The 23,852-nt window shown below is 66.4% G+C and carries 23 protein-coding genes; 9 read left to right on the top strand and 14 right to left on the bottom strand.

What is annotated here, in order from left to right; genetic code table 11:
- Positions 1 to 12 precede the first annotated feature (12 nt).
- Positions 13 to 1,329 carry an MFS transporter gene (locus BLT71_RS18995; protein ID WP_091723343.1) on the top strand — a complete coding sequence of 439 codons (1,317 nt, stop codon included), beginning with the start codon at positions 13 to 15 and terminating at the stop codon, positions 1,327 to 1,329.
- 461 nt (positions 1,330 to 1,790) lie between these two features.
- Positions 1,791 to 3,791, top strand: a complete 2,001-nt coding sequence (locus tag BLT71_RS18990; protein ID WP_091723341.1) for a rhamnogalacturonan lyase — start codon at positions 1,791 to 1,793, stop codon at positions 3,789 to 3,791.
- Positions 3,792 to 3,917: 126 nt separating this feature from the next.
- Here BLT71_RS18990 and BLT71_RS18985 read toward each other — a convergent pair whose 3' ends face one another.
- From BLT71_RS18985 to BLT71_RS20605, 4 genes are all read right to left on the bottom strand, one after another.
- Positions 3,918 to 4,919: an SRPBCC family protein gene (locus tag BLT71_RS18985; RefSeq protein ID WP_091723339.1), complete on the bottom strand. Its 1,002-nt coding sequence runs from the start codon at positions 4,917 to 4,919 to the stop codon at positions 3,918 to 3,920.
- Positions 4,920 to 5,083: 164 nt separating this feature from the next.
- Positions 5,084 to 5,812, bottom strand: coding sequence for a polysaccharide deacetylase family protein (locus BLT71_RS18980; RefSeq protein WP_091723338.1), 729 nt, complete (start codon positions 5,810 to 5,812; stop codon positions 5,084 to 5,086).
- 251 nt (positions 5,813 to 6,063) lie between these two features.
- Positions 6,064 to 8,745 (bottom strand): exo-rhamnogalacturonan lyase family protein, encoded by a 2,682-nt coding sequence (locus BLT71_RS18975; protein WP_091724193.1) that lies wholly within the window; start codon positions 8,743 to 8,745, stop codon positions 6,064 to 6,066.
- A 147-nt stretch (positions 8,746 to 8,892) separates the two neighbouring features.
- On the bottom strand, positions 8,893 to 9,045 hold the full coding sequence (locus BLT71_RS20605) for a hypothetical protein (RefSeq protein WP_172830010.1): 153 nt from the start codon (positions 9,043 to 9,045) through the stop codon (positions 8,893 to 8,895).
- A gap of 247 nt (positions 9,046 to 9,292) precedes the next feature.
- Here BLT71_RS20605 and BLT71_RS18970 point away from each other — a divergent pair, with 247 nt between their 5' ends.
- Positions 9,293 to 9,904, top strand: coding sequence for an NADPH-dependent FMN reductase (locus BLT71_RS18970; RefSeq protein WP_091723336.1), 612 nt, complete (start codon positions 9,293 to 9,295; stop codon positions 9,902 to 9,904).
- Between the two features lie 141 nt (positions 9,905 to 10,045).
- Here the strand turns inward: BLT71_RS18970 and BLT71_RS18965 are convergent, their stop codons facing one another.
- Positions 10,046 to 10,522, bottom strand: a complete 477-nt coding sequence (locus BLT71_RS18965) for a sensor histidine kinase (RefSeq protein WP_091723334.1) — start codon at positions 10,520 to 10,522, stop codon at positions 10,046 to 10,048.
- Positions 10,523 to 10,737: 215 nt separating this feature from the next.
- On the opposite strand from BLT71_RS18965, the gene BLT71_RS18960 reads away from it, so the two are divergent.
- The 3 genes from BLT71_RS18960 (at position 10,738) to BLT71_RS18950 (ending at position 13,230) form a co-directional block, all read left to right on the top strand.
- Entirely contained in the window at positions 10,738 to 11,493 is a 756-nt protein-coding gene (locus BLT71_RS18960; RefSeq protein WP_091723333.1) for a ZIP family metal transporter, read from the top strand.
- A gap of 103 nt (positions 11,494 to 11,596) precedes the next feature.
- Positions 11,597 to 12,328 (top strand): FadR/GntR family transcriptional regulator, encoded by a 732-nt coding sequence (locus tag BLT71_RS18955; RefSeq protein ID WP_015938557.1) that lies wholly within the window; start codon positions 11,597 to 11,599, stop codon positions 12,326 to 12,328.
- Positions 12,329 to 12,465: 137 nt separating this feature from the next.
- Complete coding sequence (locus BLT71_RS18950) at positions 12,466 to 13,230, top strand: glucosamine-6-phosphate deaminase (protein WP_091723331.1); 765 nt, start codon at positions 12,466 to 12,468, stop codon at positions 13,228 to 13,230.
- Between the two features lies 1 nt (position 13,231).
- Here BLT71_RS18950 and BLT71_RS18945 read toward each other — a convergent pair whose 3' ends face one another.
- Complete coding sequence (locus BLT71_RS18945) at positions 13,232 to 13,834, bottom strand: dihydrofolate reductase family protein (RefSeq protein ID WP_322788301.1); 603 nt, start codon at positions 13,832 to 13,834, stop codon at positions 13,232 to 13,234.
- Between the two features lie 102 nt (positions 13,835 to 13,936).
- On the opposite strand from BLT71_RS18945, the gene BLT71_RS18940 reads away from it, so the two are divergent.
- Both BLT71_RS18940 and BLT71_RS18935 read left to right on the top strand, forming a co-directional pair.
- Positions 13,937 to 14,467, top strand: coding sequence for a hypothetical protein (locus tag BLT71_RS18940; protein ID WP_091723329.1), 531 nt, complete (start codon positions 13,937 to 13,939; stop codon positions 14,465 to 14,467).
- A gap of 44 nt (positions 14,468 to 14,511) precedes the next feature.
- Entirely contained in the window at positions 14,512 to 15,009 is a 498-nt protein-coding gene (locus tag BLT71_RS18935; protein WP_091723327.1) for a hypothetical protein, read from the top strand.
- A gap of 48 nt (positions 15,010 to 15,057) precedes the next feature.
- Here the strand turns inward: BLT71_RS18935 and BLT71_RS18930 are convergent, their stop codons facing one another.
- Both BLT71_RS18930 and BLT71_RS18925 read right to left on the bottom strand, forming a co-directional pair.
- Positions 15,058 to 15,513 (bottom strand): AAA family ATPase, encoded by a 456-nt coding sequence (locus tag BLT71_RS18930; protein WP_091723326.1) that lies wholly within the window; start codon positions 15,511 to 15,513, stop codon positions 15,058 to 15,060.
- A gap of 150 nt (positions 15,514 to 15,663) precedes the next feature.
- Positions 15,664 to 15,915 (bottom strand): DUF1272 domain-containing protein, encoded by a 252-nt coding sequence (locus BLT71_RS18925; protein ID WP_091723324.1) that lies wholly within the window; start codon positions 15,913 to 15,915, stop codon positions 15,664 to 15,666.
- A gap of 432 nt (positions 15,916 to 16,347) precedes the next feature.
- On the opposite strand from BLT71_RS18925, the gene BLT71_RS20475 reads away from it, so the two are divergent.
- Positions 16,348 to 16,521 carry a hypothetical protein gene (locus tag BLT71_RS20475; RefSeq protein ID WP_157693511.1) on the top strand — a complete coding sequence of 58 codons (174 nt, stop codon included), beginning with the start codon at positions 16,348 to 16,350 and terminating at the stop codon, positions 16,519 to 16,521.
- Positions 16,522 to 17,048: 527 nt separating this feature from the next.
- Here BLT71_RS20475 and BLT71_RS18920 read toward each other — a convergent pair.
- The 6 genes from BLT71_RS18920 to BLT71_RS18895 are packed head-to-tail and all read right to left on the bottom strand — an operon-like array spanning position 17,049 to position 23,849.
- Positions 17,049 to 18,248 carry an N-acetylglucosamine-6-phosphate deacetylase gene (locus BLT71_RS18920; RefSeq protein WP_091723323.1) on the bottom strand — a complete coding sequence of 400 codons (1,200 nt, stop codon included), beginning with the start codon at positions 18,246 to 18,248 and terminating at the stop codon, positions 17,049 to 17,051.
- The gene (locus tag BLT71_RS18915; protein WP_091723321.1) at positions 18,245 to 18,928 is read right to left on the bottom strand and encodes an N-acetylmannosamine-6-phosphate 2-epimerase; all 684 of its coding nucleotides are present in this window, start codon (positions 18,926 to 18,928) and stop codon (positions 18,245 to 18,247) included. The genes BLT71_RS18920 and BLT71_RS18915 overlap by 4 nt, the downstream gene beginning before the upstream one ends.
- A 2-nt stretch (positions 18,929 to 18,930) precedes the next feature.
- Positions 18,931 to 19,920, bottom strand: a complete 990-nt coding sequence (locus BLT71_RS18910) for an ROK family protein (RefSeq protein WP_091724190.1) — start codon at positions 19,918 to 19,920, stop codon at positions 18,931 to 18,933.
- Positions 19,921 to 19,934: 14 nt separating this feature from the next.
- Positions 19,935 to 20,864: a dihydrodipicolinate synthase family protein gene (locus BLT71_RS18905; protein ID WP_091723320.1), complete on the bottom strand. Its 930-nt coding sequence runs from the start codon at positions 20,862 to 20,864 to the stop codon at positions 19,935 to 19,937.
- Between the two features lie 46 nt (positions 20,865 to 20,910).
- Positions 20,911 to 21,717, bottom strand: coding sequence for an ATP-binding cassette domain-containing protein (locus BLT71_RS18900; protein ID WP_091723318.1), 807 nt, complete (start codon positions 21,715 to 21,717; stop codon positions 20,911 to 20,913).
- Positions 21,714 to 23,849, bottom strand: coding sequence for a dipeptide/oligopeptide/nickel ABC transporter permease/ATP-binding protein (locus tag BLT71_RS18895; RefSeq protein ID WP_091723317.1), 2,136 nt, complete (start codon positions 23,847 to 23,849; stop codon positions 21,714 to 21,716). The genes BLT71_RS18900 and BLT71_RS18895 overlap by 4 nt, the downstream gene beginning before the upstream one ends.
- Between the last annotated feature and the right edge of the window lie 3 nt (positions 23,850 to 23,852).

Below are 23,852 nucleotides of genomic sequence, written 5' to 3'. Positions count from 1 at the left end.
CCTGGAGTTTCCATGACCATGCCCCAGCAAAAGAACCAGCCCACGGCCCGCGCTGCCGACGATGCGCCGGTCGCAGCGCCCGATTCCCGGGCGGCCACCCGGGGGATCGTTGCCGCCACCATCGGTAACGCCCTCGAATGGTTCGACATTGCCATCTACGCCCTGCTGGCCATCTACATCGGCCGGAACTTCTTCCCCAGCAGTGATCCCGGCGTCGAACTTATCCAGGCGTTTGCCGTGTTCGGCGTCTCCTACCTCATCCGTCCTTTGGGCGGACTGGTGCTGGGCTCGTTCGCGGACCGCCATGGGCTGAAGAAAGGCCTGACTGTCACCATCCGGCTGATGGTCCTGGGCACCGCGTTGCTGGCCTTCATGCCGAACTACGGCACCATCGGGATCCTGGCCCCCATCGGCATTGTCCTGGCGCGGCTAATCCAGGGCTTCTCCGCCGGTGGCGAGTTCGGCGCCGCCACCGCCTACCTCATCGCCCAGAACGGCAAACGCAAAGGCTTCCTGGGCAGCTTCCAGTTCGCCAGCCAGGGGCTGGGAAGCCTGATCGCAGCGATCTTTGTCGCCGTCCTGACAACGGTCCTGACCGATGCGCAGATGACCGAATGGGGCTGGCGGATTCCCTTCCTCTTCGGATTGCTGGTGGGACCGGCCGGATTCCTGATCCGCAGGGAGATGAAGGAAGTGCCCGTCCAGCGGGGCGCTGCGGAGCAGAAGCATTCCCCCATCCGGGACGTGTTCGCCACGCAGAAGACGGGAATACTGCTGGCCGGTGGTGCGCTGGCGGTATCAACGGCGCTCAACTTCATCCTGCAGTACATGCCAACCTTCGCCATCAAGGAACTGGGGCTCGAGCCGGGTATCTCGTTCACCTCGCTGATCATTACCGGCGTCATCCTGACCTTCGGAACACCGGTGGTGGGGCACCTCTCGGACAAGTACGGCCGGCTCAACATCATGGTGCCCACCGTGGTGGTCCTGCTGCTCGCCGTCGTACCTCTCTTCATGTGGGTCATCAGCGCGAAGTCCTTCCTGGTGCTGGCACTGGTGATGACCATTCTTGGCCTGCTCAAGGCGGCCTATTTCGGCGCGCTGCCCTCCGTCATGTCGGATTCCTTCGACGTCAGGACCCGCGCAACAGGGTTGTCCTTCAGCTACAACACGGCCGTGGTGGCCTTCGGCGGATTCACGCCAATGATTGCCGCGTTCCTGGTGCAGCAGACGGGGCAGGCCGTGGCGCCGGGCTACTACCTGGCCGTAGTGGCCATCATCAGCCTCGTTGCACTCGCTGCCGGCGTGAAACTCCGCGGCATCCGGTAGGCGCCCGGTGCCCGCCCGTCTGCGGCGGGGCCCGCGACGCCCACACGGTGCGGCAGATTTGTGAAACGCCCGCTCACCTTCCTCCATCTGGAGCAGAGGTGAGCGGGCGTTTCCGTGAAAGCCGCCAACAGTGAGCGGGCGTTGCCGTGAAAGCCGCCGAAAGTGAGCGGGCGTTGCCGTGAAAGCCGCCGAAAGTGAGCGGGCGTGTGGGGAATAGCCGCCAAAAGTGAGCGCGCGTCTCGGGGGAGAAGGAACGTAACGGAACAATTTCTCCCAATCATTAACGGTCAAACCCTTGACCAGCTTTGTCATCCCTTGATAAACCAGAAGGGCAGAAAGCGTTTTCCATCCGACGCGGACCCCAGCCCACCCCTACAAAGCGGTGCGCTTCCGCACGGTTGAAACGTTCCAAACTGTTGAGCGGCAGACTCAGCTGCCGCCGCATCAAAGGAGATGTTCTTTTGGTTTACCACTCGCAGTGTTCCCCCAAATCCCGGGCCGGCAGGGCCTGGAAAGCAGCACCACTGGCCGCAGCGGCGGCGTCCCTCACTGCCGCGGCACTCGCCTTTACCGGAGTTCCGCTGGCCCAGGCAGATCAGTCCACAGCGCCGGGCCAGGCCGCAAAGCCGGCCCTCAAGCGCCAGGTGGAGAACCTGGACCGCGCGCCCGTGGCCGTGCTGACGGACCAGGGCGTCACCCTGGGCTGGCGCATGCTCGGCCTGGACAAGGACAGCGTGGGCTTCCAGGTGCTGCGTGACGGCAAGCAGATCACCAAGGAGCCCATCCGGGATACCACCACCTTCGTTGACCCCGACGGAACGGCCCAGTCCAAGTACGTCATCAAGACCGTGGGCAACGGCAACGGGCAGGACAAGCTCAGCGCCGAGTTCACCCCGCTGGCGCAGAACTACCTGGCCATCAAGCTGGACAAGCCGGCGGACGGCGTCAGCAAGGACGGCAAGCCCTACACCTACAGCGCCAACGACTCCACGGTGGCAGACCTGGACGGCGACGGCACCTACGAGATCATCCAGCTCTGGAACCCGTCCAACGCCCAGGACAACTCCAAGTCCGGCTTCACGGGCAACGTCTACGTCGATGCCTACAAGATGGACGGCACCAAGCTCTGGCGCATCGACCTGGGCAAGAACATCCGCGCCGGCGCGCACTACACCCAGATGCTGGCCTACGACTTCGACGGCGACGGCAAGGCCGAGGTGTCGTTCAAGACAGCAGACGGCACCACAGACGCCGCAGGTACCGTCATCGGCGACGCCACGGCGGACTACCGCAACAGCGCCGGCTACGTCCTGTCCGGCCCGGAGTTCCTGACGGTCTTCAACGGCGCAACGGGCACCATCATGGACACCGTTCCCTACGACCCTCCGCGCGGCAACGTCTCGGCCTGGGGCGACGGCTACGGCAACCGCGTGGACCGGTTTCTGGCCGGCGTCGCCTACCTCGACGGCGAAAAGCCGTCCCTGATGTTCAGCCGCGGCTACTACACCCGCACCGTCCTGGTCACCTATGACCTGGTGGACGGCAAGCTGGTAAAACGCTGGACCTTCGACTCGGACATCGCCGGCGCCGAATACAAGGGCCAGGGCAACCACAACCTGTCCGTGGCGGACGTGGACCAGGACGGCAAGGACGAGTTCGTCTTCGGTTCCATGACCATTGACGACGACGGCAAGCCCCTCTACAACACCAAGCTGGGCCACGGCGACGCCATCCACACCGGCGACCTGGACCCGTCACGGCCCGGCCTGGAAACCTTCGCGGTACACGAGAGCATGAGCCAGAGCGGCAACCGCGGTGCCACCTTCCGCGATGCCGCCACCGGCGAAGTGCTGTGGAGCATCCCGGCCATCAAGGACACCGGCCGCGGCGCCACAGGCGACATCGATCCCCGGTTCCCCGGCTCCGAAAGCTGGGCCGTGGGCGGCGACGCTGCCTGGAATTCGCCGGTCGGCTTCCTGAAGTCCGCCAAGGGCGAGCGGATCTCGGACAAGATTCCGGCCGCCAACTTCATGGCCTGGTGGGACGGCGACCTGCTGCGCGAAATCGTGGACCACGAGTTCGACGCCGAAGCAGGCATGGGCGTACCCACCATCTCCAAGTGGAACTGGGAGACCGAAACCAGCGACCGGTTGCTGACCGCCACCGGCGCCCGCACCAACAACCACACCAAGGGCAACCCGTCGCTCCAGGCCGACCTGCTGGGCGACTGGCGCGAGGAACTGGTCTTCCCGTCCACCGACAGCACCGAACTGCGGATCTACACCAGCACCTCGCCCACCGAGGTCCGGCTCCGCACGCTGATGCACGATCCGATGTACCGGACCGGAGTGGCACGCGAGACCGTGGGCTACAACCAGCCGCCGCACCCGAGCTTCTTCATCGGCGAGGGCATGGAGACGCCGGCCGCGCCGTCCGTCTTCTACGCAGGCAAGACGAAGTAGCAAACACCGCTGGACAGCAAAGCACCGCCCGCCTCGGGAAGAGGCGGGCGGTGCTTCTGTTTCTAAGTGCGGCGTACGACGACGGCACCCGCCTTGGGCGGGCCGTCAGCCGGGGCGCGGCGTCGGTCAGTGCTGGCCGAGGTTGCCGCCTACCGGGGGCAGGCCACCGTCGGGGCGGCGCTCATCCTCGCGGCGTTCGCCGGCGCTGAATTCTTCGCCTTCTCGCGTTTCGTCGGATTCTCCCGCGGTGTCCACCAGGCCGTTGGTCTGGTCGAACGGGTGGCCGATCCTGTCATCGCCGAGGTCGGCGACCGATCCGTCGGCGACCGTGCCGGTGGAGCCGGCTGCCGCCGTCGTGCCTGTTACGCCAGCGCCGCTGCCATTGACCCCTGCGCCGCCGCTGCCTGTCACCCCTGCGCCGCTGCCGGTGGTGTCGGTGGTCGTGTCCGTGGGAATCGGCGTGACGGTGACGGGTTCGCCGGGAGCCACGGGGGTGACCGTTTCGTCGGCGCCCACCGCGGTGTCCTTGTTGCCGCTGGCAGCCATGGCCGCTGCAGCGCCGGCCACTGCGGCTACGCCGACGCCGGCTGCCACCTTGCCTGAGACGCCTGCCTTGCCGGAGTCACCGCGGGAGGTGCCGGCGTGCTCAACGCCGGGCGTACCCATCGATGCGCCGGGGTTGACGCTGCCGCGCCAGGCTCCGCTCGCGTAACGCTCGTCCTCGATGAATTCCTTGAACTTCTGCAGGTCGGACTCGGCCTGGCGGTCCACAACATGCAGCTTGTCGCCGATCTTCTCCACCACGCCTTCGGGTTCGTACTCGAGCGTCAGCCGGAGGGAGGTCTGGCCGCCGCCCACATCCTCGAATTCGACGGCTCCGGCGTTGGTTGCGCCCTCCGTGGCGGCCCAGGAAACCTTGCGGTCCGGCACCTGCTCAAGGATCTTGGCCTCCCACTGCCGGCGGATGCCGCCGATCTCGGCCACCCATTCCAGCCGGTCGTCACTGAGTTGGGTGACGCTCTTGACGCCGCCCATGAAGTGCGGGAACTCCTCGAACTGGGTCCACTGGTTGTAGGCCGTGCTCACCGGAACGTTCACCAGAATGCGCTTTTCCACCTTCGTGCTCATAACGTCTCCTTTGCTCTGTTACCGGAAGCCGATGGATCTGTAGAAATCATCAGCATGCTTACCAAGTTACCTTTCGGAGGAGCAGGTTTCCACCCCTGATTTTGGGCGGCGGAGTGCCAGGAGAAGCGGACGGCGGCGGCGCCAGGGTCAGGCGGCGGCTTCTGTCAGGGTGCCACCACCACCCCGTACGACCCCTCGTTCAGCGGGTTGGCGGTCGCGGAGGGTGCCACCACGCCAAAGTCGTAACCCCGTGCCCGCAAAGCGTCGATGGTCCGGGCCAGGTAGGACCACTGCGACGCGGGGCAGGACAGGACATCGTTGCCGTCGTGAAGCAGGATGATCGCACCGGGTGCCGCTTCATCCAGGACGTACTTCTGCACGCCGGCCGCACCAGGGCATTCGAAATCGCCGGGCTGGCCCACATGCCAGCGCCACTGGATTCCGCCGCTCATGCCGATGCTCCTGATGTAGTTCAGCGAGTAGGACGTGCTGTTGCCGAACGGGAAGCGCATCAGCTTGGGCGTTGCGCCGGTAATGGCCGAAATCGCGGCGTTGGTGCGGTCAACCTCCTGCCGCTGCCTGGTCTGGCTCAGTTCCGGGAAGTTGGCGTGATCCCACGAGTGGTTGCCGATCACGTGCCCCTCGGCCTTGATCCGGCGGACGAGGTCGGGGTACTGCTGTGCATGGTTGCCCTGGAGGAAGAAGGTGGCCTTGACCCCCTTCTGTTTGAGGACGTCGAGGACGAAGGCCGTGCGCTGGACTGACGGGCCGTCGTCGAAGGTAAGGCCGATCAGCGGCTTGTCCGCTGCGTTGGCCGCCATGGGGCTGCCCATCAGCAGGGCCGCAGCCAAGCTCGCGGCAGCCAGGACCACGGCGGCAAATTTGCTTTTCATGGTGCTCGTTTCCCTTCCCAAGGTCCTCCTGAACCTTGTTTAGGTGAAGCACCCTATGGCGCCCTGAAAGGCGGTGTAAACACGCTCCGGGCCTCGACTGGGTAACATCTGGCGGCACGAAAAGGCCGTTATGTGGGCGTTATTTGGAGGGCCTTTGAAGGGCGGCGTGAGGTAGACGGACGACGGCGGCGCGCGGCCTTGCATGAAAGGTCCGGGCGCCGCCGTCGCGGGTTGGTTCGAGGGATCGCGTATCAGCGCAGGTGCTGGCCGATCAGAGCCAGGTTCTGGATGACGGCCAAGCCGAACTGCGCGGTGTCGTTGGTGGAAACCGTGGGTGCTTCGTCCACCGGCAGGAGCACATGGGGCGGCTCGATGGTCCGCAGCGTGAACGCGGATTCGTGGTTCAGGTGCTCGCCGCCCTCGCTGAAGCTCTCCCAGGCGCGGGCTGCCAGGTCACGATCCTGCAAACGCGCCGCCGCATAAGCGCTCAAACGGCTGTGCGCCTGGGTGAGGTAGATGCCGGACAGCGGCTCACCCACCTCCGCCACCTGCTCTTCTTTGGTACCCAGGAACAGCCGGCAGTACTGCAGCCAGGCCCGCTCGAACTCCGGATCATCCACCAGGTCCACCAGCTCGCTGCAGATTTCCACCAGGCCGAACACGGCGCTGAGATGGGATACGGAGATCATCTCCCGGCCGGTATCGAAGCGTCCCTTGTCAAGGTCGTACAGCGCTTCGCCGGTGAGGAAGCCGTATTTGAGGGCGCCAATATCGGCCATGGTTCCCAGCAGCCGGTCGCGGGAGCGGGGGTTGCCGGTGCGCTCCCAGTCGGTGAGCCAGGTGGCGGCGAGCGAGCCCCAGTCCGTGCCCAGCCCCACGCCCAGGGCGCCGCGGTTGGGCCGGTAGGTGTCTGCGTCCGGGCGGACCTTGCGGACGGGGTCCAGGCCCAGGAAGTTCTGGTCGCTGTCCACCAGCTCGGTCAGCAGGTCCCCGGTGCGCTCGTCCGCCGTGAGGTAGTAGTAGAAACGGCGGTAGGCCGGCGTGCTGATGCGCAGCTGCTTGGCGCTGCAGCCCCAGTGCTGCACGTTGTGCCGGGACCCCAGGCCCTTCCACGGGCCCAAGTGGTAGACGTCCACCTCGCCGGTGTGCCGGGTCATGGCCTCGGCGAAGCGGAAGATGTCCGCCCGGCCGGAGCGCAGGTAGGAGTACCAGAGCCAGAGGTCGGGGGAGAGTTCCGAGTTGTCCCAGGCGTAGCCGCCCACGTCGTACCGCCACACGTGCCGGTCGAAGTCGTAGGTGTGCATTACGTCGCCGAAGTTCCAGAACCCGTACCAGCGCCGCTGTTCCACCTGGCCGGCGTAGAAATCGAAGAGGAAGTCGAGGTGGTCCTCGAGCTGTGCCCGCGCGGGGGTGCCCCGGTCCACCGGATCCCAGTCGCCGAACACACCCACCGAGTGCAGGTACTCCGGGGTGGCCTGAAGCAGCGCCGGTGAGGAAGCCGCAGCGGCGTCGGCGGCGAGGCTTTCGGTGGACGGAGTGGCGTCGTAAGCGAACAGAGTTAACTCATGTGTGCGGGCTATCCCGGTGGGGTTCCCGAAGCCTGGTTCGTAGTCCTCGTACGTGATTTCCAGGCCTTCGAGCTGTTCTTCGAACGTGTCCTGGCCCAGGCCGTCGTGGTAGAACCGCAGGTCCATGGGCTGGGCCTCGGGGGAGTAGAGCCAGGCTGTTACTGTGGCGTCGTTTCCGGCGGCGCCGCGGATGTCCAGCTGGCCGGGGTGGGACTGCCAGAAGTCCTTGATGCCGATGCCCAAACCGCCGCGCGTATCGCTCAGGGTGCAGAAACCTGCCGAGCGGGTCCCGCCGGAGATGCCCACCCAGCCGTGGCCCGGTGCTGTCCGTTTGCGCAGCTCGAAGCCGTCCGCGCTGAGCTGGGTCAGCGTGTAGTCGCCCCAGGAAGGGATCAGGTGCAGGCGTTCGGAGACTTCGGGGTTCCAGGTGTCCGGGGAGGGGGTGGCGCGTCCGGCGATCTGGGTGGCGCGCACGTCCGCACCCGGATCCCGGCGCAGGCCGGTGAGCCCGCGGACCGCCTCGGTGAGGAAGCCGCCGTCGGCCCCGGCGATCCGGATGTGCCTGTTGTGCAGCTCGGCTTCCAGCGGCACGGTGAAGCGGACGCCCAGGCCGGCCAGGAAGTCGCTGTACGCGTCGCCGTCCCAGATAAAGGAATGCACCATCCGCACGCTGCGGGCGTTGGCGTAGAAATAGAAACGGACCACGAACGGCAGCCAGCTGCGTCCCTCGCTGCCGGCGTTGTCCTGGCGGTGGCGGCCTTCCAGCCGGACCACGGCGCGCACCGGCCCGTCCTGTTCAAGCTCCACGGCGGTGACCTCGCCGGTGAACTGCCGGCGGCTGGCGGTGCCCGCCTCTTCCGGGATGCCGTCCTGGAGAAGGCTCACCAGGCGTGCGTCGCGTGCCACGGTCCGGCCGTCGCGCGTGAGGCTGGTGAAGAGCGTGGAGCCGCTGCGGCTGATCACCATCTGCAGGGCGCCGGTGTCCACGGTGAGCGCGTCGGGGCTTTCGGTGACGCTGACGCGGGCGCCGCCCAGGGCTTCCGGAGCGCCCTGGCCTTCCTGAACGCCCGACGGCGGCGCGTCGCCTTCCGAAGGTGCGGCGCCGGCGTCGTGCCTCACCTGGTAGCTGGCCGACGGCGAATCCGTTGCCGGAAGCGCGATCCCGGCCCACTTCAGCGAACCGTCAGGCCAGGTGGCCAGGGGCCAGGCCTGGCTGGGAACGCGGGCACCGCCGGCGTCCGTCACTGTCAACGCGTCCGGTCCGTGGACGGTGCCGCGGGGGAAGGGCATCCCCCAAGTGGTTCCGCTGCTGGTCCCTGCCGGTGCTTCGCCGTCGATCCACCTGATGAGGGTACTGTCCGTCATGTTGTCCGTTCCCGCTGGTTTGTGGCGCGCAGAATAAACCCCGGCCATTGCAAGGGAAAGCGCTTTCTTGAATGGTTTCAAACCTACTGCCCGGGGTGCGGGGTGGCAAGGGGTGGCCGGAAATTGCGGGGGCCTTTCATCCCCGGATCAGGACTTCGGGTGCGGCTCGTCCGGAACGTCGGGCCCTTCCGCGGGGTCCTGGGAATGGGCCCTGACGTCGTCCGAGGGATCCGCGTCCGGATCGCCCTCCGCCGGAGACTCCGGGTGGACCCGGTCGTCGCGCAATGGATTTTCGGTCATCGCTGCCTGCTCCTTTGCTGGTGCCGCGGCTCGGTGGCGGCGGTACTGATCATTGAGCGCCCTTGCCTGCTGCGTGTCAACGGCGCGTGCGGGAACCTCTGGCCGGGGCCGGCCTTCTGTGCTGGACTGGGGGTGCACTGAGCACCACCGCCGCCGCTGGTCCTGTCCAGGGGACGGCAGTTTTCCCAGGAAAGGCAATCCAGGACAGCATGTGGCCGGCTCCGGCCGGCCACCGGAAGGAACACTCATGGCACCGTTCAAGATCGGCTACTTCGTAGGGAGCCTGGCAACCGGCTCCATCAACAGGGTCCTCGCCAACGCATTGATCAAGCTGGCCCCTGAAGATCTGCAGTTCTCGGAGATTCCCATCCGGGACCTCCCGCTCTACAGCTACGACTACGACGCCGACTTCCCCGCCGAGGGCCGCGCCCTGAAGGAAGCCATCGAATCGTCCGACGGCATCCTGTTTGTCTCGCCCGAATACAACCGGTCCATTCCGGGCGCGCTGAAGAATGCCATCGATTGGGGTTCGCGCCCCTGGGGAACCAACTCCTTCGCCCGCAAACCCACCGGCATCATCGGCGCCTCGCCGGGCAGCATCGGCACGGCGGTGATGCAGTCCTCCATGCGCAGCGTGCTCAGCTTCCTGGACGCGCCGCAGCTGAACGCGCCGGAAGCCTACATCCAGTACAAGCCGGATGCCTTCGACGACGACGGCGAGCTCAGGGATGAGGGCACCGCCAAGTTCCTGCGCCACTACATTGAGGAGTACAGCGCCTTTGTTGCCCGGGTGCTGGCCGCCAACGCCCCCGGCCACATCGGCGACCTGGAGCCGGACGCGGACAAGCTGTCCCGCTAGCTCCCCGAAGTTCCAACGATCGTTTCCGAAGGATTTGTTGGGACGCCCCTTTGGATATACGAATGCCCGCCGTCCCAGCGACGGCGGGCATTCGAGTCTTTTGCGGCCCTTGTGCAGGCCTTGCGCAGGGCCGGGGCTTAGTCAGTCCAGCGGCAGGGTGACCGTCACCGAGGTGCCGTGGCCGGGGCGGGAGTCGATGTCCACGGAGCCGCCCGCTTCCTCAACCGCAACCGCCATCAGGCGGAGGCCGTAGCCGTGGTGCCGCCCCCGGTTGGCGCGGCTGCAATCAAAGCCCGTGCCGTCGTCGGCCACTTTCATCCGGATCCCGTGGTCCACCACCGCAAGCTGCACGCTGAGTTCGGATGCGTCCGAGTACTTGTAGGCGTTGCTGATCACTTCGCGTGCAGACTGGTACAGCAGGGACGCACAGTCCGCCGGGATCTCAATGCCCCAGTGCGGAGTATCCCAGCGGACCGCGGTCCCGCGTTGGCGGAGGGGCCCGGTCAGCCGGTCAATGCAGCCGGCCAGCCCCAGGGTGTGGAAGTCGAGCGGGTGCTGGTCCGTGAGGACCCCGCCCACCGCGATGACGTCCTTGTCATATGCTGTTTCGTTTCCCATGACTTCCTGCTCCCCAAGCTGGTTTGCCCTTCTTCGTCCAGCGTGGACCCGCAACTGCAGCGGTCAGTAAGGTTTGGGTCAAGATCGCATCAATTCTGCGTGCGGGACGTGCCTTCGGCGCGCATGTTTGCATAGGAGCTGTTGCTTAGGAACCGTCCCCGGGGGTACGCCTTGTGGGACATGGCTCCCGCTGGGGGAGCCGGAAAGTGGGAAACATGCCCGTTTGGCTGCAGGCCCTGATGTGGGGGACCATCGCCGGTGCCGCCCTGGTCCTGGGCGCAGCACTGTCCTGGCGGTGGTCGCTGCCGTCCAAGCTGGTGTCCTCGATCATGTCCTTTGGAGCGGGCGTGCTGATCTCCGCCCTGGCGTTCGAGCTGGTGGATGAGGCCGTCCAGGGCGGCGGACTCTGGCCCACCGTGGCAGGCTTCCTGGCTGGCGCCGTGGTGTACGTGGGCGCCAACATGCTGCTGGCCCGGGCGGGCGCCAAGCACCGGAAGAGGTCCGGCGGCCAGCAGCCCTCCGAAAAGGACGATCCGGGCAGCGGAACCGCCATCGCCGTCGGGGCGCTGCTGGACGGCGTCCCCGAGTCAGTGGTGCTGGGTGTGACCATGCTTGCCGGCGGGGCGGTGAGCCCGGCCATGATGGCTGCCGTGTTCATCTCCAATGTTCCCGAAGGGCTGTCCGGAACGGCCGGCATGAAGAAGGCCGGCCGGAGCGCCGGGTACGTCTTTGGGCTGTGGGGCGGGATTGCGATCCTCAGCGGCCTGGCAGCACTCATGGGATACACGCTGCTGGAAAACGCGCCGGAGGAGCTGGTGGCGTTCATAACGTCCGTGGCCGCCGGCGGGATCCTGGCCATGCTGGCGGACACCATGATCCCGGAGGCCTTCGAGGAGCACCATAACCTGACGGGGCTCACGGCCTCCGTGGGCTTCCTGACCGCCTTTACCATTCACCATGTGGGCGGATAGCGTTCCCGGAAGAAAAGGTGACGCCGCAAGACAAAGGACGTCCCATGTCCTGTACACTGATTCGAGATGAAGGCCGCCACGGAGTGTGGCCGAAGGAGATGACGTGACAGCAACACCCGCGGCGGTATCGTCAGCCAGGTTCAGTGCCCAAATCCGCTCCCAGGCGCTGCAGACCCGCATCATGGAACTCATCCTGGAGCGTGGCCTGGACGTGGGCGATGCGCTGCCCACCGAAAGCGAACTCTCCGCCGAGCTGGGGGTTGGCCGCAACACCGTGCGGGAATCCCTGAAGGTCCTGCAGGCCCTGGGTGTCATCGAAATCCGCCACGGCTTCGGCATGTTCGTGGCCCCCAACAACTTCAGCGCACTGGTCTCCGGGCTCACGTTCCGCGGCAGGCTGTCGCTGCGCCACAAGGGCGAAGAAGCCATGGAGCTCATCGACGTGCGGCAGGCGCTTGAGTCCGGCCTGGTGGGGTCCGCCATCGACCTCCTGACGGACGAACACCTCGCCGACCTGCGGTCCACCATGCAGGCCATGGAGGACGCTGCCGCCAAGGGCGAGTCCCTGGTGGAGCACGACGCCGAGTTCCACCGCCGGCTCTACGCGCCCCTGAACAATGAGCTGCTGATCAACCTCATGGACGTGTTCTGGCAGGTCTACCGGCAGATCCACGAAGCCCTGGGCTCCGGGCCGGTCAACCTCGAAGAGCAGGCCCGGATCCACTGGGAGATCTACGAAGCCGTGGAAGCCCGCGACAAGGCCCTGGCCTCCGAGCGGCTGCAGCGGCACTTCGATGGCATCCGACTCAAGCTCAAGGACGTCGCGGCAGCCTAGCTGCTCCCGGCCCCGCCGGATTCTACGACTCCCCTCCCGCCGCAGTTTGCGGCGCCCCTTTCCTGTGGCTGAGCCCTTCCTCTGGCTGCGCCATGCCCTGTTCCGATGTTCCGTGCCCCGTAGAGAGTGCCTTTGCCATGGAAATTTTCGTAGTGCCAACCGCCTCCGCCACCGGTTCCGTCGCCGCCGGGATCCTGGCCGCCGTGGTCCGCAGCAAGCCCGACGCTGTCCTAGGGCTAGCGACGGGCGGCTCGCCGCTGCCCATCTACAAGGCGCTCGCGGAACATTCCGTGGAGATGGGCGCCGTCCGCGGGTTCGCCCTCGATGAGTATGTTGGCCTGCCCGCCGGGCACCCCGAAAGCTACGCCGAAGTCATCCGCCGTGAGGTCACCGTCCGGCTGGGCCTGGACCCGGCCAACGTTGCAGTGCCCGACGGCGGGGCTCCGGACCCGCGGCAGGCGGCAGCGGATTACGACGCGGCCATAGCCCGGGCCGGTGGCATTGACGTGCAGATCCTGGGCATCGGCCACAACGGACACATTGCTTTCAACGAGCCGGGGTCAGCCCTCGATTCGCGGACGCGGGTGGAGGTGCTCACCGAACGCACCCGGCAGGCCAATGCCCGGTACTTTGCGTCGCCGGACGATGTCCCCACACAGTGCATCACCCAGGGGCTGGGCACCATCATGGAAGCCCGGCACCTGCTGCTGGTAGTCAGCGGTGCGGACAAGGCAGAGATTCTGGCGGCAGCGCTGCAGGGGCCCGTCTCCGCCGACTGCCCGGCGTCAATTTTGCAGCGCCATGCGCACGTCACTGTGGTGGCGGATGAAGCCGCCGCGGCCAAGCTGGCCCCCGGAACCGGCGAGGCCGTGCGGGTGGCCGGTGCCGCCGTCGTCGTCTGACTCAGGACGCGTCAGCGGCACCCAGCGGGGTGCGTGCGTACTCCTCGATCACCACTCCGGACTCGAAGGTCCGTGACTTGACGGGCTGGAAGCCGGACGGCTCAAAGGCGGTGTTTCCGAACAGCGGGATGCCTGCCCCGAGGACAACCGGGTTGCGTTTGAGGATGATCCTGTCGATCTCGGGCAGCAGGGCCCCGGCCAGCGCGCCGCCGCCGCAGAGGTAGATGTCCAGCCCTTCCGCCTGTTTGAGGCTTCGGACGGTGGCCAGGGCGTCGTTGGTGAACGTGACTGCCGGGTTGGAGCTGGTCCTGCTACGGGTGGCGACGTACTCGTGCAGGTGGGCGTAGGGGCTGTCGATGCCCAAGGCGAGGCCGACGTTGTAGCTGTTCCAGCCCTGGATGACGGTGTCGAAACGGTTCTTGGGCGCCTCAATGCCCAGCCCTCCGAGGACATGGGTGGGCAGGGCGTCGGCGAACTCAGTGAAGAGCACCTGCATGTGGTCGCCCTCGACAGGGAAGACGTCGAATGATCCGTCAGGTGCCGCGATGTAGCCGTCAACCGATACTGCGACGTAGTAGACAAGTTCCCGCACAATTACCCCCATTACGATGAATGCCTTTTAGAGGACGATATCGGACGGGTGAAGGCTGACCTGCCGGTCAGCGTGTAGCGTGCAGGGAGATCAATCAGCCTGAGGGGGCAGCGCTTGAACATTATTGACTACCTGATTATCGCTGTATTTCTGGCGGCGGCCATGGTGTTGGCGTTTGCCGTTTCGCGGTTCAGGAATGCCCGGTGGCTGGGGCTCGGGCTCGCCGTGTTGGCCGTCGGCCTGGCTGTGTTCCAGTACGGGCCGTGGGAAACCAGCCCCACCCTGAAAGTCCTGGAGAAGACGGCCACGGCCGAAGATGCGGTTTCCGCGATATACGCCTTGTACGGCGGGATCGACACGGAATCGGCCCGGTACTTGGGGACGAGGTCAGGATCCAAAGTCTTTGTCGCCACCAGGGACGCGAATGGCGAGGAAATCATCTGCCTGCTGATTGAGGCAGGTGACGCGCAGGGGCCTCCGATGGCCGGGTGCGCCGGCATGGTTTCCGCTCACGACCCCATCGTCACCATGAGCGACCAGGCAGGACGCGAACTGACCCTCGTTCCTGACCAGTACGACACCAATGAGCTGCAGGCAGCCGGGTGGACGAAGATCAGCGACAACCTTTTCCGGGGACGGCAATGACCGGCCAGAAACCGCCAGTTCCGTTGACGCCGTTCTGGAGACTCATGATCACATTCGCCGCCCTTGCCGGCCTCGGTACGTGCGCGGTTCTGGGGCTCGTCTACGTGCGGTTTGTCATGGGCGTCCCCGGAACCGTCCACGTCCTGGAGCGGCAGCTGACCAAACAGGATGCCGTCCCCGCCATCCAGGACGAAGCAGGGGAGGCCAAAATCCGCGAGTCGAGGTTCCTGGCCGCGTACGAGTCGATGAACTATTACGCCGCGCCCGGCCCGCTGCCCGAAGTCGTGTGCCTGGTGGCGAAATACCCGTATGACGACCAATACAACTACTGGGAAGCGTGCAACAGCCTCGGTGACGGCCGGGACATCCTGGTGGAAGTGCAGGATCCGGATGACAGGACCGTAGTCTTTGTCCCCGACCAGTTCGATCACCTTCCGCTTGAACGCGATGGATGGGTGACACTGCACCGGAACCTGCTGATCCAGCCCCTGGACGGAGCGGAGCGGCCCACTCAACCGCTCACCCATGTCGCCGGATACTAGGCGGAAGCCGCCGCAAATTTCGAAGGTGAGGCGGCGGGCCGAGTTGGGCTACGCGTGACCCGGCGCTGCCATAATGCGTTCGACGTCGTCAGCCAGGTCCGCGACTGGCCGGCGGGCATCGAGCTCGAGGGTGGCGCCGCTCCGGAGCAGCGGTTCGACATCGAGGACGTATTGCCGGATCGCGGACTGGTCAGCTTCGGAGCGGCCATAGGTATTGTTCGTACGACCCGACACCCGCTGGAGCAGGACCTCCAGCGGCGCGCTGAGCAGAATGACGGCGGAGAAGCAGTCGTAGAAGCGTCCTTGGTTCTCGACCGTCCCCGAAACGACTAGCGGTGAACTGGACGCGAGGAGGGCAGAAATTCGTGGTTCGTCCCATGTTCCGTCAGGAAGCACCCAACCGTCGTAATCGGTGTCGACTGTCCGATGGCCCCGCCGGGACAGCTCATGTAGCAGGGTTGTCTTTCCCGCCCCTGACATGCCGGTGATGAGAATTCGAGACATGAAAGACAGCGTAACCGCGTGCGGGTGAGTGGGGCCGGAAACGCCAGCCTTTTGGAGAGACCATCGACAAGGTGAATCCGACTAGTGGATCTTCTGCCGTCGAAAGCGCCTTCCCTGCATAAACCGGTGGTTCAGCGGGTCTCGAAAGCCCTAAAGCCCGGTGACCTTTTCGAGGCAACCGGGAGATACAACCCTTTTAGTGCTGGCTGAATTATTGATGAGGGCAGCAACCGGCCGGGTGGGGCGTCGCTGAAGGTCTCCTCCGCAGTTTGGACAAGAACGATTCGGGAACCGTTCAACGCAGTCCGGACACCAGGTGCACTCAAATGTGCAAATGTAAGCCACAGCAGAGGGAGCAATGTCGACGTCGCAACATTCGCAATTCGGTCGGATCTCTAGCACTCAGCAACCCTACCTTCGGCAAGCAGGATGAAGGGCTGAGCTTAGGTTCCTTGCGGTAACTGTCAACTTAGGCCATCATCGAGTTATCTCGCAGAACGCCGCAATTTGCTGGGGCGTCTCCCAGCGAGATTCTTCAGAATCAATGCGCCTCCAACAACCACGAAAACGATTCCAGTGATGAGTCGCAGATTCTCAACTGGCTCCCATGTGAGAAATATTGCGGCCCAGATCAGGAAGAACGCTGCAGAAATAAGCTCCGTTGTTGAGTGCCGTCTTCTCATTTTCATCCTCCCGTACGCTGCCTGGAACTGGAATGCCTGGCCAGGCATACATCCTTTAATGGCATACGGAGACCCTACTCGCACCAATTTCGTAGGCAAGTCCCGGTGTGCGTGCCAGGGCGCCTTGTGGTCATCTAAACAAAAAGTCAGCATGATGGAACTGATCATGAAATGGTATCGATATGTCCACCCGCTGATATTCATCGCGTCCTTCATGCCGCTGGTGCTGTCGCTGGTCCCTTTCTGGCAAGGAGTGGCGATTCCTCTTGTTGCCCTTGTGCCGTATGCCGCCAACGAAATCCTGCTGGCTCGACGGGAAAAATAGCAGTCCCATTAGGTGGGCAAGAAGTCTCCGGAGTAATGCCAGAACCCCGGAAAATCAGGCCCTGAATGCGTAGCCTCTGTATATGGGGAATTTACTTGGGTATGTCGTTTTAGGCGCGGCCGCGCTGCTCACTGGATGTTCTGCCGCGCCCGCTTCAGTTGCTGAATCCGATTTCCGGGGCGGACTTCCGGCGGAAGCGGTCACGGCGAAACCCGGTTCCTGGGCGCAGGACCCGTCGTTTCCCTCGCCCGTCCCTGTAGTGGGCTGGCTGGAATCCGGAACGAAGTTCGCCGTTGTGATCAGCGGCAGTTCAAGCTGTCCTGCCTACCCGTCCTCAATCGAGGTCCTCAATTCCCGGCACCTGAAGCTGGGCCTTGCAACGCGCACCGCGCAGGCCTGCACGGACGACCTTGCCCCACACACCTACGTCATCAAAACCCCCGGAGACGGGGACGTCTCCCAGGAGGTCACGCTCGAATACTGGCAAACCAGAGTAGTTTTGCCACCCCTCTTAGTACAGCCGGGGACTACGCCAGGACCTCTCCGCCGCGAACCACCCGGACAAGACGGAAGTCCGGATCAACCACCACGACGTCGGCGCGCAGCCCGGCGCGCAGGCTCCCCACCTCGCCGCTGAGGCCAAGAACGCCCGCCGGAACAGCGGTGGCGGACAGGACCGCGTCGGCGGGTGCCACCCCTGCCCCGACAGTCCGGCGCACCACGTCCAGCAGCGTGGCAGTGCCGCCGGCCAGGGCGCCGTTGCTTCGCAGCCGCGCCTCCCCATCCCGGACAACCACTCCCGCAGGGCCGAGGTCATACTCACCGTCGGGCAGCCCCGTGGCCGCCATCGAATCGGTCACCAGGGCAACATTCGCGGCACCCACCAGCCCAAACACCATCCGCACCGTCTCCGGATCCAGGTGTACCCCGTCGGCCACCAGTTCCACCGCTACGCGCTCGGCGGCGGCCAGCTGAAGGCACGCGGCCACCGGTCCCGGGCTGCGGTGGTGCAGCGGCGGCATGCCGTTGAAGAGGTGCGTCACCGTTGGACGCGCACGGTCAGCACCGGAAACAGCCAGCAGGCGGGCCGCTTCGGTGAGCGAATCCGCCGTCGTACGTGTATCCGCGTCGGTGTGGCCCAGCGACGGTGCCACACCGTTCGAAGCCAGCTCCAGCACCAGCTCCGCCGCACCCGGCAGTTCCGGGGCGTAGGTCATGGTGCGGAGGTGGCCGCTGGCCGCATCCAACAGCTCGCCAAGGAAGTGAAGGTCAGGGTCCCGCAGGAACCGCGGATCCTGGGCGCCGCACCTTGCCTGGGACAGGAATGGCCCCTCGGCGTGGATGCCCGCGATCAGGCCGTCGTCGGCCAGCCGCCGCAGGGTCCCGATGCTTCGCAGCAGCTCGCCGCGGGGTGCGGTCACCAGGCTGGCCAGCAGCGTGGTGGTCCCGCTGCGGTGGAGGAAATCCACCGCAGTCCGGGCTGCCCCGGGGTCACCACCCGGGAAGTCGCCGCCGGCGGCGCCATGGCAGTGCAGGTCAATCAGCCCGGGAAGGAGCATGCTCCCCGGCGGAAGCTCCACGTGAGCCAACGCGGGCAGCGACGCAACGTCCAGCCCCGCCCACGGCCCGGCGTAGGCAATCCTGCCGTCCACCACCGCGACGGCGGCGTCCCCCACCGTGGTGCCGTCCGTCAGGAGGGTGCCCGTCAGCAGGTAGGGAGAGGTCACTTGAGGGCGTCCGAGAACCAGCCGGTGACGGTGGCCGGGTGCGTGATGGCGGTGCCCACCACCACGGCGAATGCCCCGGCATCCAGCGCCTGGCGGGCCTGGGCAGGCGTGTGGATGCGGCCTTCGGCAATGAGCGGAACGTCAAATCCGGCAGCCGCAATCTCCGCCAGCAGCTCCAGGTCGGGGCCCGGTGTTTTGGGCCGCTCACCGCTGTAGCCGGACAGGGTCGTGCCGATCAGGTCCGCGCCCGCCTCGACGGCGGCAGCGGCATCCGCGAACGATCCACAGTCGGCCATCACCAGCGCATGCGATTCCGCATGGACTCCCGCCACCGTCTGGGCCAGGGTAAGCCCGTCCGGGCGTTCACGGCGGGTGCCGTCGATGGCCACAACATGGGACCCCGCGTTGGCCACGGCCAGCGCGTGCCGGAGCGTGGGGGTGATGAAGACGCCGCTGTGCCCGTCCTTCCACAGCCCGATCACCGGAACCTCCACGGCCGCGCGGGCGTGCTGGACATCCGCCAGGCCCTGGACGCGCACGGCAGCCGCACCGCCAATCACGGCCGACGCCGCCACCTGCGCGGTGGTCCGGGGATCGCGCATCGGCTCGCCCGGGTACGCCTGGCATGACACGATCAGGCGCCCGCGCAGGGATTCGAGGGCATCGGGGGACAGGAGCATGGTCAGTTCCTTCGGGAGGTCTGGGCTGAAGAGTATCCGGCGGGGGCGGAAACGGCAGGTTCAAGGACAAGTCTGGCGGCACCAACAACGGCCGCCGTGTTGCCCAGCGCGGCGGGACGTACCGGAATGCCGGTCAGTGCGGGCAAAAGTTCGGCGCGCAGCGCAGTTTCCATGGGCTGCCACCAGCGCTCGCCCGCGTCGGCCAGACCGCCGGATACCAGCACCACCTCGGGATCAAGAATGTTCGCCAGCCCGCCCACAGCCTGCCCGGCAGCAGCCGCGGCCATCCCGATCACGCCGGCAGCAACACCATCACCGGAGCCGGCCAGCGCAAACACGGCGCGGGTGTCCGCCGCAGGGGATGAGCCGCCCAGGCGGCGGTAGGACTCGAGGATGGCCGGCCCGGAGGCGATGGCCTCGACGTGGCCGGCACCGCCGCAGACGCAGGGGAGCGGGGCGCCGTCGAAGCACGCGTACGGGGAGGCAAAGTGGCCCACGTGCCCGCCGGCGTAGCGGTGCCCCAGCACGGGCTTGCCGTCCAGGACGAAGCTCCCGCCAACGCCGGTGCCGAAAGCGACCAGCAGCGAGCTGGAGGTCCCGGCCGCCGCGCCCGTCCACGCCTCGCCGAGGGCGTGCGCGTGCACATCGTTTACGGCCCGGACGGACGACGCCGGCAGGCCCAGCCGGGCGGCCAGGCCTGCGGTGAGTGCCGTCCCGGCCCAGCCGGGGATGGCGTCCGTCGCCGAGACCACCACGCCGTGCGCTGCATCGATGACCCCGGCGGATCCGACGCCGACCCGCCCAACGGCGATTCCGGCGTCGGCCGTTTTGTCCCGAAGCCCGGCAACAAGGGCGGCCGTGGCGTCGAGGATCGCGGCGGAACCGTCACGGCTCAGCGTGGGAATGGTGCCCGAAAACAGCACCTCCCCGTCACCGGAAACAACCCCGGCAGCAGTCTTGGTGCCTCCCAGGTCAACACCAACGGCGTACATGGACATAGTGGCGTCTAGACCAGGCCGTTGCGTTCGAGGATGCCGCGGATGGCCTTGGTTTCGTCCTCGTTCAGCGCCGGCATGGGTGCGCTCATGGTGTTGGATTCAATAACTCCCATGACCTGCAGGGCGGTCTTGAACGCGCCCAGCCCTGCTGCCCCGCCGGAGACGCGGCCGTTGGGGGTGTAGACGATCTCGAAGAGGTCGGCCAGGCGGTCCTGTTCTGCGGCGGCCTTGGCCCAGTCGCCGGCGGCTGCGGCGTCTACGAGGTTCCGGTAGCCGCGCGGAGCCACGTTGCCCAGGCCCGGGACCACGCCCTGGGCGCCGCCCAGGAGGGCACCGTCCACCACTACTTCGTGGCCGGTGAAGATGTCGAAGTTGTCGATGTCGCGTGCCGCGAGCAGGAGCTGGCGGAAGGAGACGTCGTCCCCGGAGGAGTCCTTGACGCCGGCGATGACGCCTTCGCGGCCCAGCCGGACCAGCAGGTCCGTGGGGAGCTTGAAGTGGGTGCGGACGGGCACGTCGTAGGCGAAGATCGGCTTGCTGACGGCGGCGTGGATGCTGCGGAAGTGGGTTTCGGTCTCCTCCGCGTTGCCGATGGCGTAGTACATGGAGGTGACCACGATGGCGTCGGCACCGAGGTCGATCACGCGCTTGGCCTCCTCGATCACCCGGTTGGTGGTCTGCTCGTTGGCGCCGACGATCAGCGGAACAGCACGGTCGCCGGCGGCTGCGTTGGCTTCGGCGATGGTGCTGACCACCAGGTCGCGTTCGGCATTGGTCATGTAGGGCACCTCGGCGGAGGAACCGAGGACGAACAGCCCTGACACGCCGCCGTCGAGCAGGTGCCTGGTGAGGTTCTGCAGGGAAGCGGTGTCAATGCTGCCGTCTGCGTGGCGGGGAGTGACGACGGGCGGGATGACGCCGGAGAACTGGGAAGACACGGGAAAACTCCGATAACTGGGTTGGTAGAAGAGGGGATGGGTGGTTTTAGGTGTGCAGGAGGCTCGGGGCCGCGCCGAGGAGCTTCTTGGTGTAGTCGTTGCTGGGGTTGTCGAACACCTGCGCGGCCGGGCCTTCCTCCACGATCTCGCCGAAGTACATGACGCAGATGCGGTCAGAGACGTAGCGGACGGTCTGGATGTCATGGGAGATGAACACCATCCCCAGGTTCAGCCGCACCTTGAGGTCGGAGAGCAGGTTCAGCACCTGCGCGCGGACGGAGACGTCCAGGGCCGACGTCGGCTCGTCCGCCACGATGATGTCCGGATCCAGCGCCAGGGCCCGGGCGATAGCCACGCGCTGCCGCTGGCCGCCGGAAACCTGCGACGGCGTCACTTCCGCCGCGGAGGCGGGCAGGCCTACCAGCGCGAGCAGTTCGCGTACCTTGGCGGCCCGGCTGGCGGCGTTGCCGATGCCGTGCACCTGCAGCGGATCCGTGAGGATGTCCTGGATGGTCATGCGCGGGTTCAGCGCGGTGGCGGGGTCCTGGAACACCACGGACACGGACCGGCCAAACTCTTTCCGCATCGCGGCGTTCCGCTTGATGGCGGGCTTGCCGTGGAACAGGACCTGCCCGGAGGTGGGCGCCTGCAGGCCCACCAGCACGGAGGCCAGGGTGGACTTGCCGCAGCCGGATTCACCCACGATGCCCACGGTTTCACCGCGGCTGATGGTGAAGTCCACGCCGTTGACGGCCTTGACCACGTTGGGGCGGAAGAGGCCCCCGGTGCGGGCACGGTGGTGGACCTTGACGTCCTTGAGCTCAATGACGGGCTGTCCGGTGGATGCGCTCACTTGGCGTCCTCCTTGCGGTGGCTGGCCCAGAAGTGGTCCGAATCCCCGCCGTTCGCCGAAGCCACGGCGGTGAGGACCAGCTGCTGGTTGGGGTCGGCGTCGCTGCGCAGGGAGCGCGGCGCGAACCGGTCCCCGGGGGCGAAATCGTTAGGGGAAGGGACCGTGCCGGGGATCTGGTGCAGGCGGGCGGCGTCGGCCTCGATGGAGAGCACGGCGCCGAGCAGACCGCGGGTGTATTCGTGTTTCGGGTTCTGCAGCAGCTCGGAGGCCTGGGCGGATTCCACCACCTGGCCGGCGTACATGACCGTGATGCGGTGCGCCAGCGATGCCACCAGGGCGAGGTCGTGGCTGACGAAGACCATGGCGAAGCCAAGCTGTTCGCGCAGTTCGTTGAGCAGGTCCACCACCTGTTTTTGCACGGTGACGTCCAGGGCGGTGGTGGGCTCATCCGCCACCACGATCTTGGGTGAACGGGACAGCGCCATGGCGATCAGCACGCGCTGCCGCTGCCCGCCGGACAGCTCGTGGGGATAGCTGGCAAGGGTGCGGACAGGATCGAGCTTCACCATTTCCAGCAGCTCGGCGGGGGTCTTCCGGCCGCCGCGCCGGGTCAGCTGCAGCATCTGGTCCTTGATCTTCATGGACGGGTTCAGCGAGCTGAGGGCGTCTTGATAGACCATGGCGATCTGCTCGCCGCGCAGGCCCTGGTAGGCCTTGGCGTTGCTGTGGCTGGTGTCCGGGTCCAGCAGTTCCTTGCCGTCGAACCGGATGGAACCGGTGATCCGGGCGGTCTTGGGCAGCAGGCCCATGACGGCCAGCGAGGTGATGGACTTGCCGCAGCCGGATTCGCCCACCAGGCCCATGGTTTCGCCCTCGCTGACGGTGAACGAGACGTTGTCCACGATGGCTGTCTCGCCAAACCGGCCGGGGAACCGGATGGACAGGTTGTTGACCTCCAGGACCGTGCGGGCGTCCGCGGGGACCTGGGGGAGGCGGTCCGTGCGGGTTGCCTCGACGGCGGCGAGCAGTTCCAGCTCGCGGTCCAGCAGGGCGTGCGGGTTGGCAGCGGTCCTGACGTCGGTGAGTACCGCTGAGGTGTCCTGCCGGCCTTCGGTGGGGGTTGTTCCCGAAGCCGGCAGGACGCCGTCGAGCTCGTGCTGTTCCACAATCGACGGCTGGGCAACCGAGGTGCCCACCTCGGTATCCACGGCCGAACCTGTGACTGCTGCGCCGGCAACGGAAGCGGCAGCACCGTCGTCGTCCTTCACCACCGGGGCGCGCCGCAGCCGGGGGTTGACCATGGCGTCGGTGAGGCCCTCGGCGAGGATGTTCAGGGCCAGGACGGTGAGCAGGATGATGAGGCCGGCGAAGGTGGTGGCCCACCAGCCGCCGGACAGGACCAGGTTGCGGCCGTAGGAGATCACGTTGCCCCAGGACGGGGCGGGATCCTGGACACCGGCGCCCAGGAAGGACAGCGAGGCTTCGAGGATGATGGCGTCGGCCACCATCACCGTGGCGAACACCAGCACGGGGGCTGCGGTGTTGCGGACGATGTGCTTGGCCAGGATGTAGAACCGGCCGGCACCGATCACGCGCTCGGCACGGACGTAGTCCTCGCCGTACTGCGAGAGCACGTTGGCGCGGACCACGCGGGCCAGCTGCGGGGTGTAGATGATGGCGATGGCAATGATGATGGTGGGCACCGAGTTGCCGAACGCCGCCAGGAGCACCGCGGCCAGGGCGATGCCGGGGAACGCCATCAGGATGTCCATGAGGCGCATGATGAGTTCGTTAACGGCCTTGCTGGACGTGGCCGCCAGCGAGCCGAGGAACGCACCGGCAAGGACTGCCAGGGCCACGGCGCCGAGGCCGATCATCAGCGAGGACTGCGAGCCGTAGAGCAGCCGGGAGAAGATGTCGCGGCCCAGCCGGTCGGTGCCGAAGAAATGCTCGGCACCCGGGGGAGTGGCCGGCATGAAGGATTCCAGCGGATCGTGCGGGGCCAGGACCGGGGCGAAGACGGCGGCGAAGGCGATCACCACCAGGAAGGCGAGGGCCAGCCGGGAGCCCCAGGGCAGGGCCTGCAGGCGGATCCCGGGGGCGCTCAGACGTTCAGCGAGTTTGCTGCGCATGGG

The sequence above is a fragment of the Pseudarthrobacter equi genome (assembly GCF_900105535.1).
Lineage (GTDB): Bacteria > Actinomycetota > Actinomycetes > Actinomycetales > Micrococcaceae > Arthrobacter > Arthrobacter equi.
The sequence above is the reverse complement of the archived record's forward strand: the minus strand, read 5'-3'. Positions and strand labels throughout refer to the sequence as shown.

Coding starts and splice junctions, on each gene's coding strand:
- BLT71_RS18995 (WP_091723343.1), top strand. CDS start 13: ATGACCATGCCCCAGCAAAAGAACCAGCCCACGGCCCGCGCTGCCGAC.
- BLT71_RS18985 (WP_091723339.1), bottom strand. CDS start 4,919: ATGAGCACGAAGGTGGAAAAGCGCATTCTGGTGAACGTTCCGGTGAGC.
- BLT71_RS18980 (WP_091723338.1), bottom strand. CDS start 5,812: ATGAAAAGCAAATTTGCCGCCGTGGTCCTGGCTGCCGCGAGCTTGGCT.
- BLT71_RS18975 (WP_091724193.1), bottom strand. CDS start 8,745: ATGACGGACAGTACCCTCATCAGGTGGATCGACGGCGAAGCACCGGCA.
- BLT71_RS20605 (WP_172830010.1), bottom strand. CDS start 9,045: ATGACCGAAAATCCATTGCGCGACGACCGGGTCCACCCGGAGTCTCCG.
- BLT71_RS18970 (WP_091723336.1), top strand. CDS start 9,293: ATGGCACCGTTCAAGATCGGCTACTTCGTAGGGAGCCTGGCAACCGGC.
- BLT71_RS18965 (WP_091723334.1), bottom strand. CDS start 10,522: ATGGGAAACGAAACAGCATATGACAAGGACGTCATCGCGGTGGGCGGG.
- BLT71_RS18960 (WP_091723333.1), top strand. CDS start 10,738: ATGCCCGTTTGGCTGCAGGCCCTGATGTGGGGGACCATCGCCGGTGCC.
- BLT71_RS18950 (WP_091723331.1), top strand. CDS start 12,466: ATGGAAATTTTCGTAGTGCCAACCGCCTCCGCCACCGGTTCCGTCGCC.
- BLT71_RS18945 (WP_322788301.1), bottom strand. CDS start 13,834: ATGGGGGTAATTGTGCGGGAACTTGTCTACTACGTCGCAGTATCGGTT.
- BLT71_RS18935 (WP_091723327.1), top strand. CDS start 14,512: ATGATCACATTCGCCGCCCTTGCCGGCCTCGGTACGTGCGCGGTTCTG.
- BLT71_RS18930 (WP_091723326.1), bottom strand. CDS start 15,513: ATGTCTCGAATTCTCATCACCGGCATGTCAGGGGCGGGAAAGACAACC.
- BLT71_RS20475 (WP_157693511.1), top strand. CDS start 16,348: ATGATGGAACTGATCATGAAATGGTATCGATATGTCCACCCGCTGATA.
- BLT71_RS18915 (WP_091723321.1), bottom strand. CDS start 18,928: ATGCTCCTGTCCCCCGATGCCCTCGAATCCCTGCGCGGGCGCCTGATC.
- BLT71_RS18910 (WP_091724190.1), bottom strand. CDS start 19,920: ATGTACGCCGTTGGTGTTGACCTGGGAGGCACCAAGACTGCTGCCGGG.
- BLT71_RS18895 (WP_091723317.1), bottom strand. CDS start 23,849: ATGCGCAGCAAACTCGCTGAACGTCTGAGCGCCCCCGGGATCCGCCTG.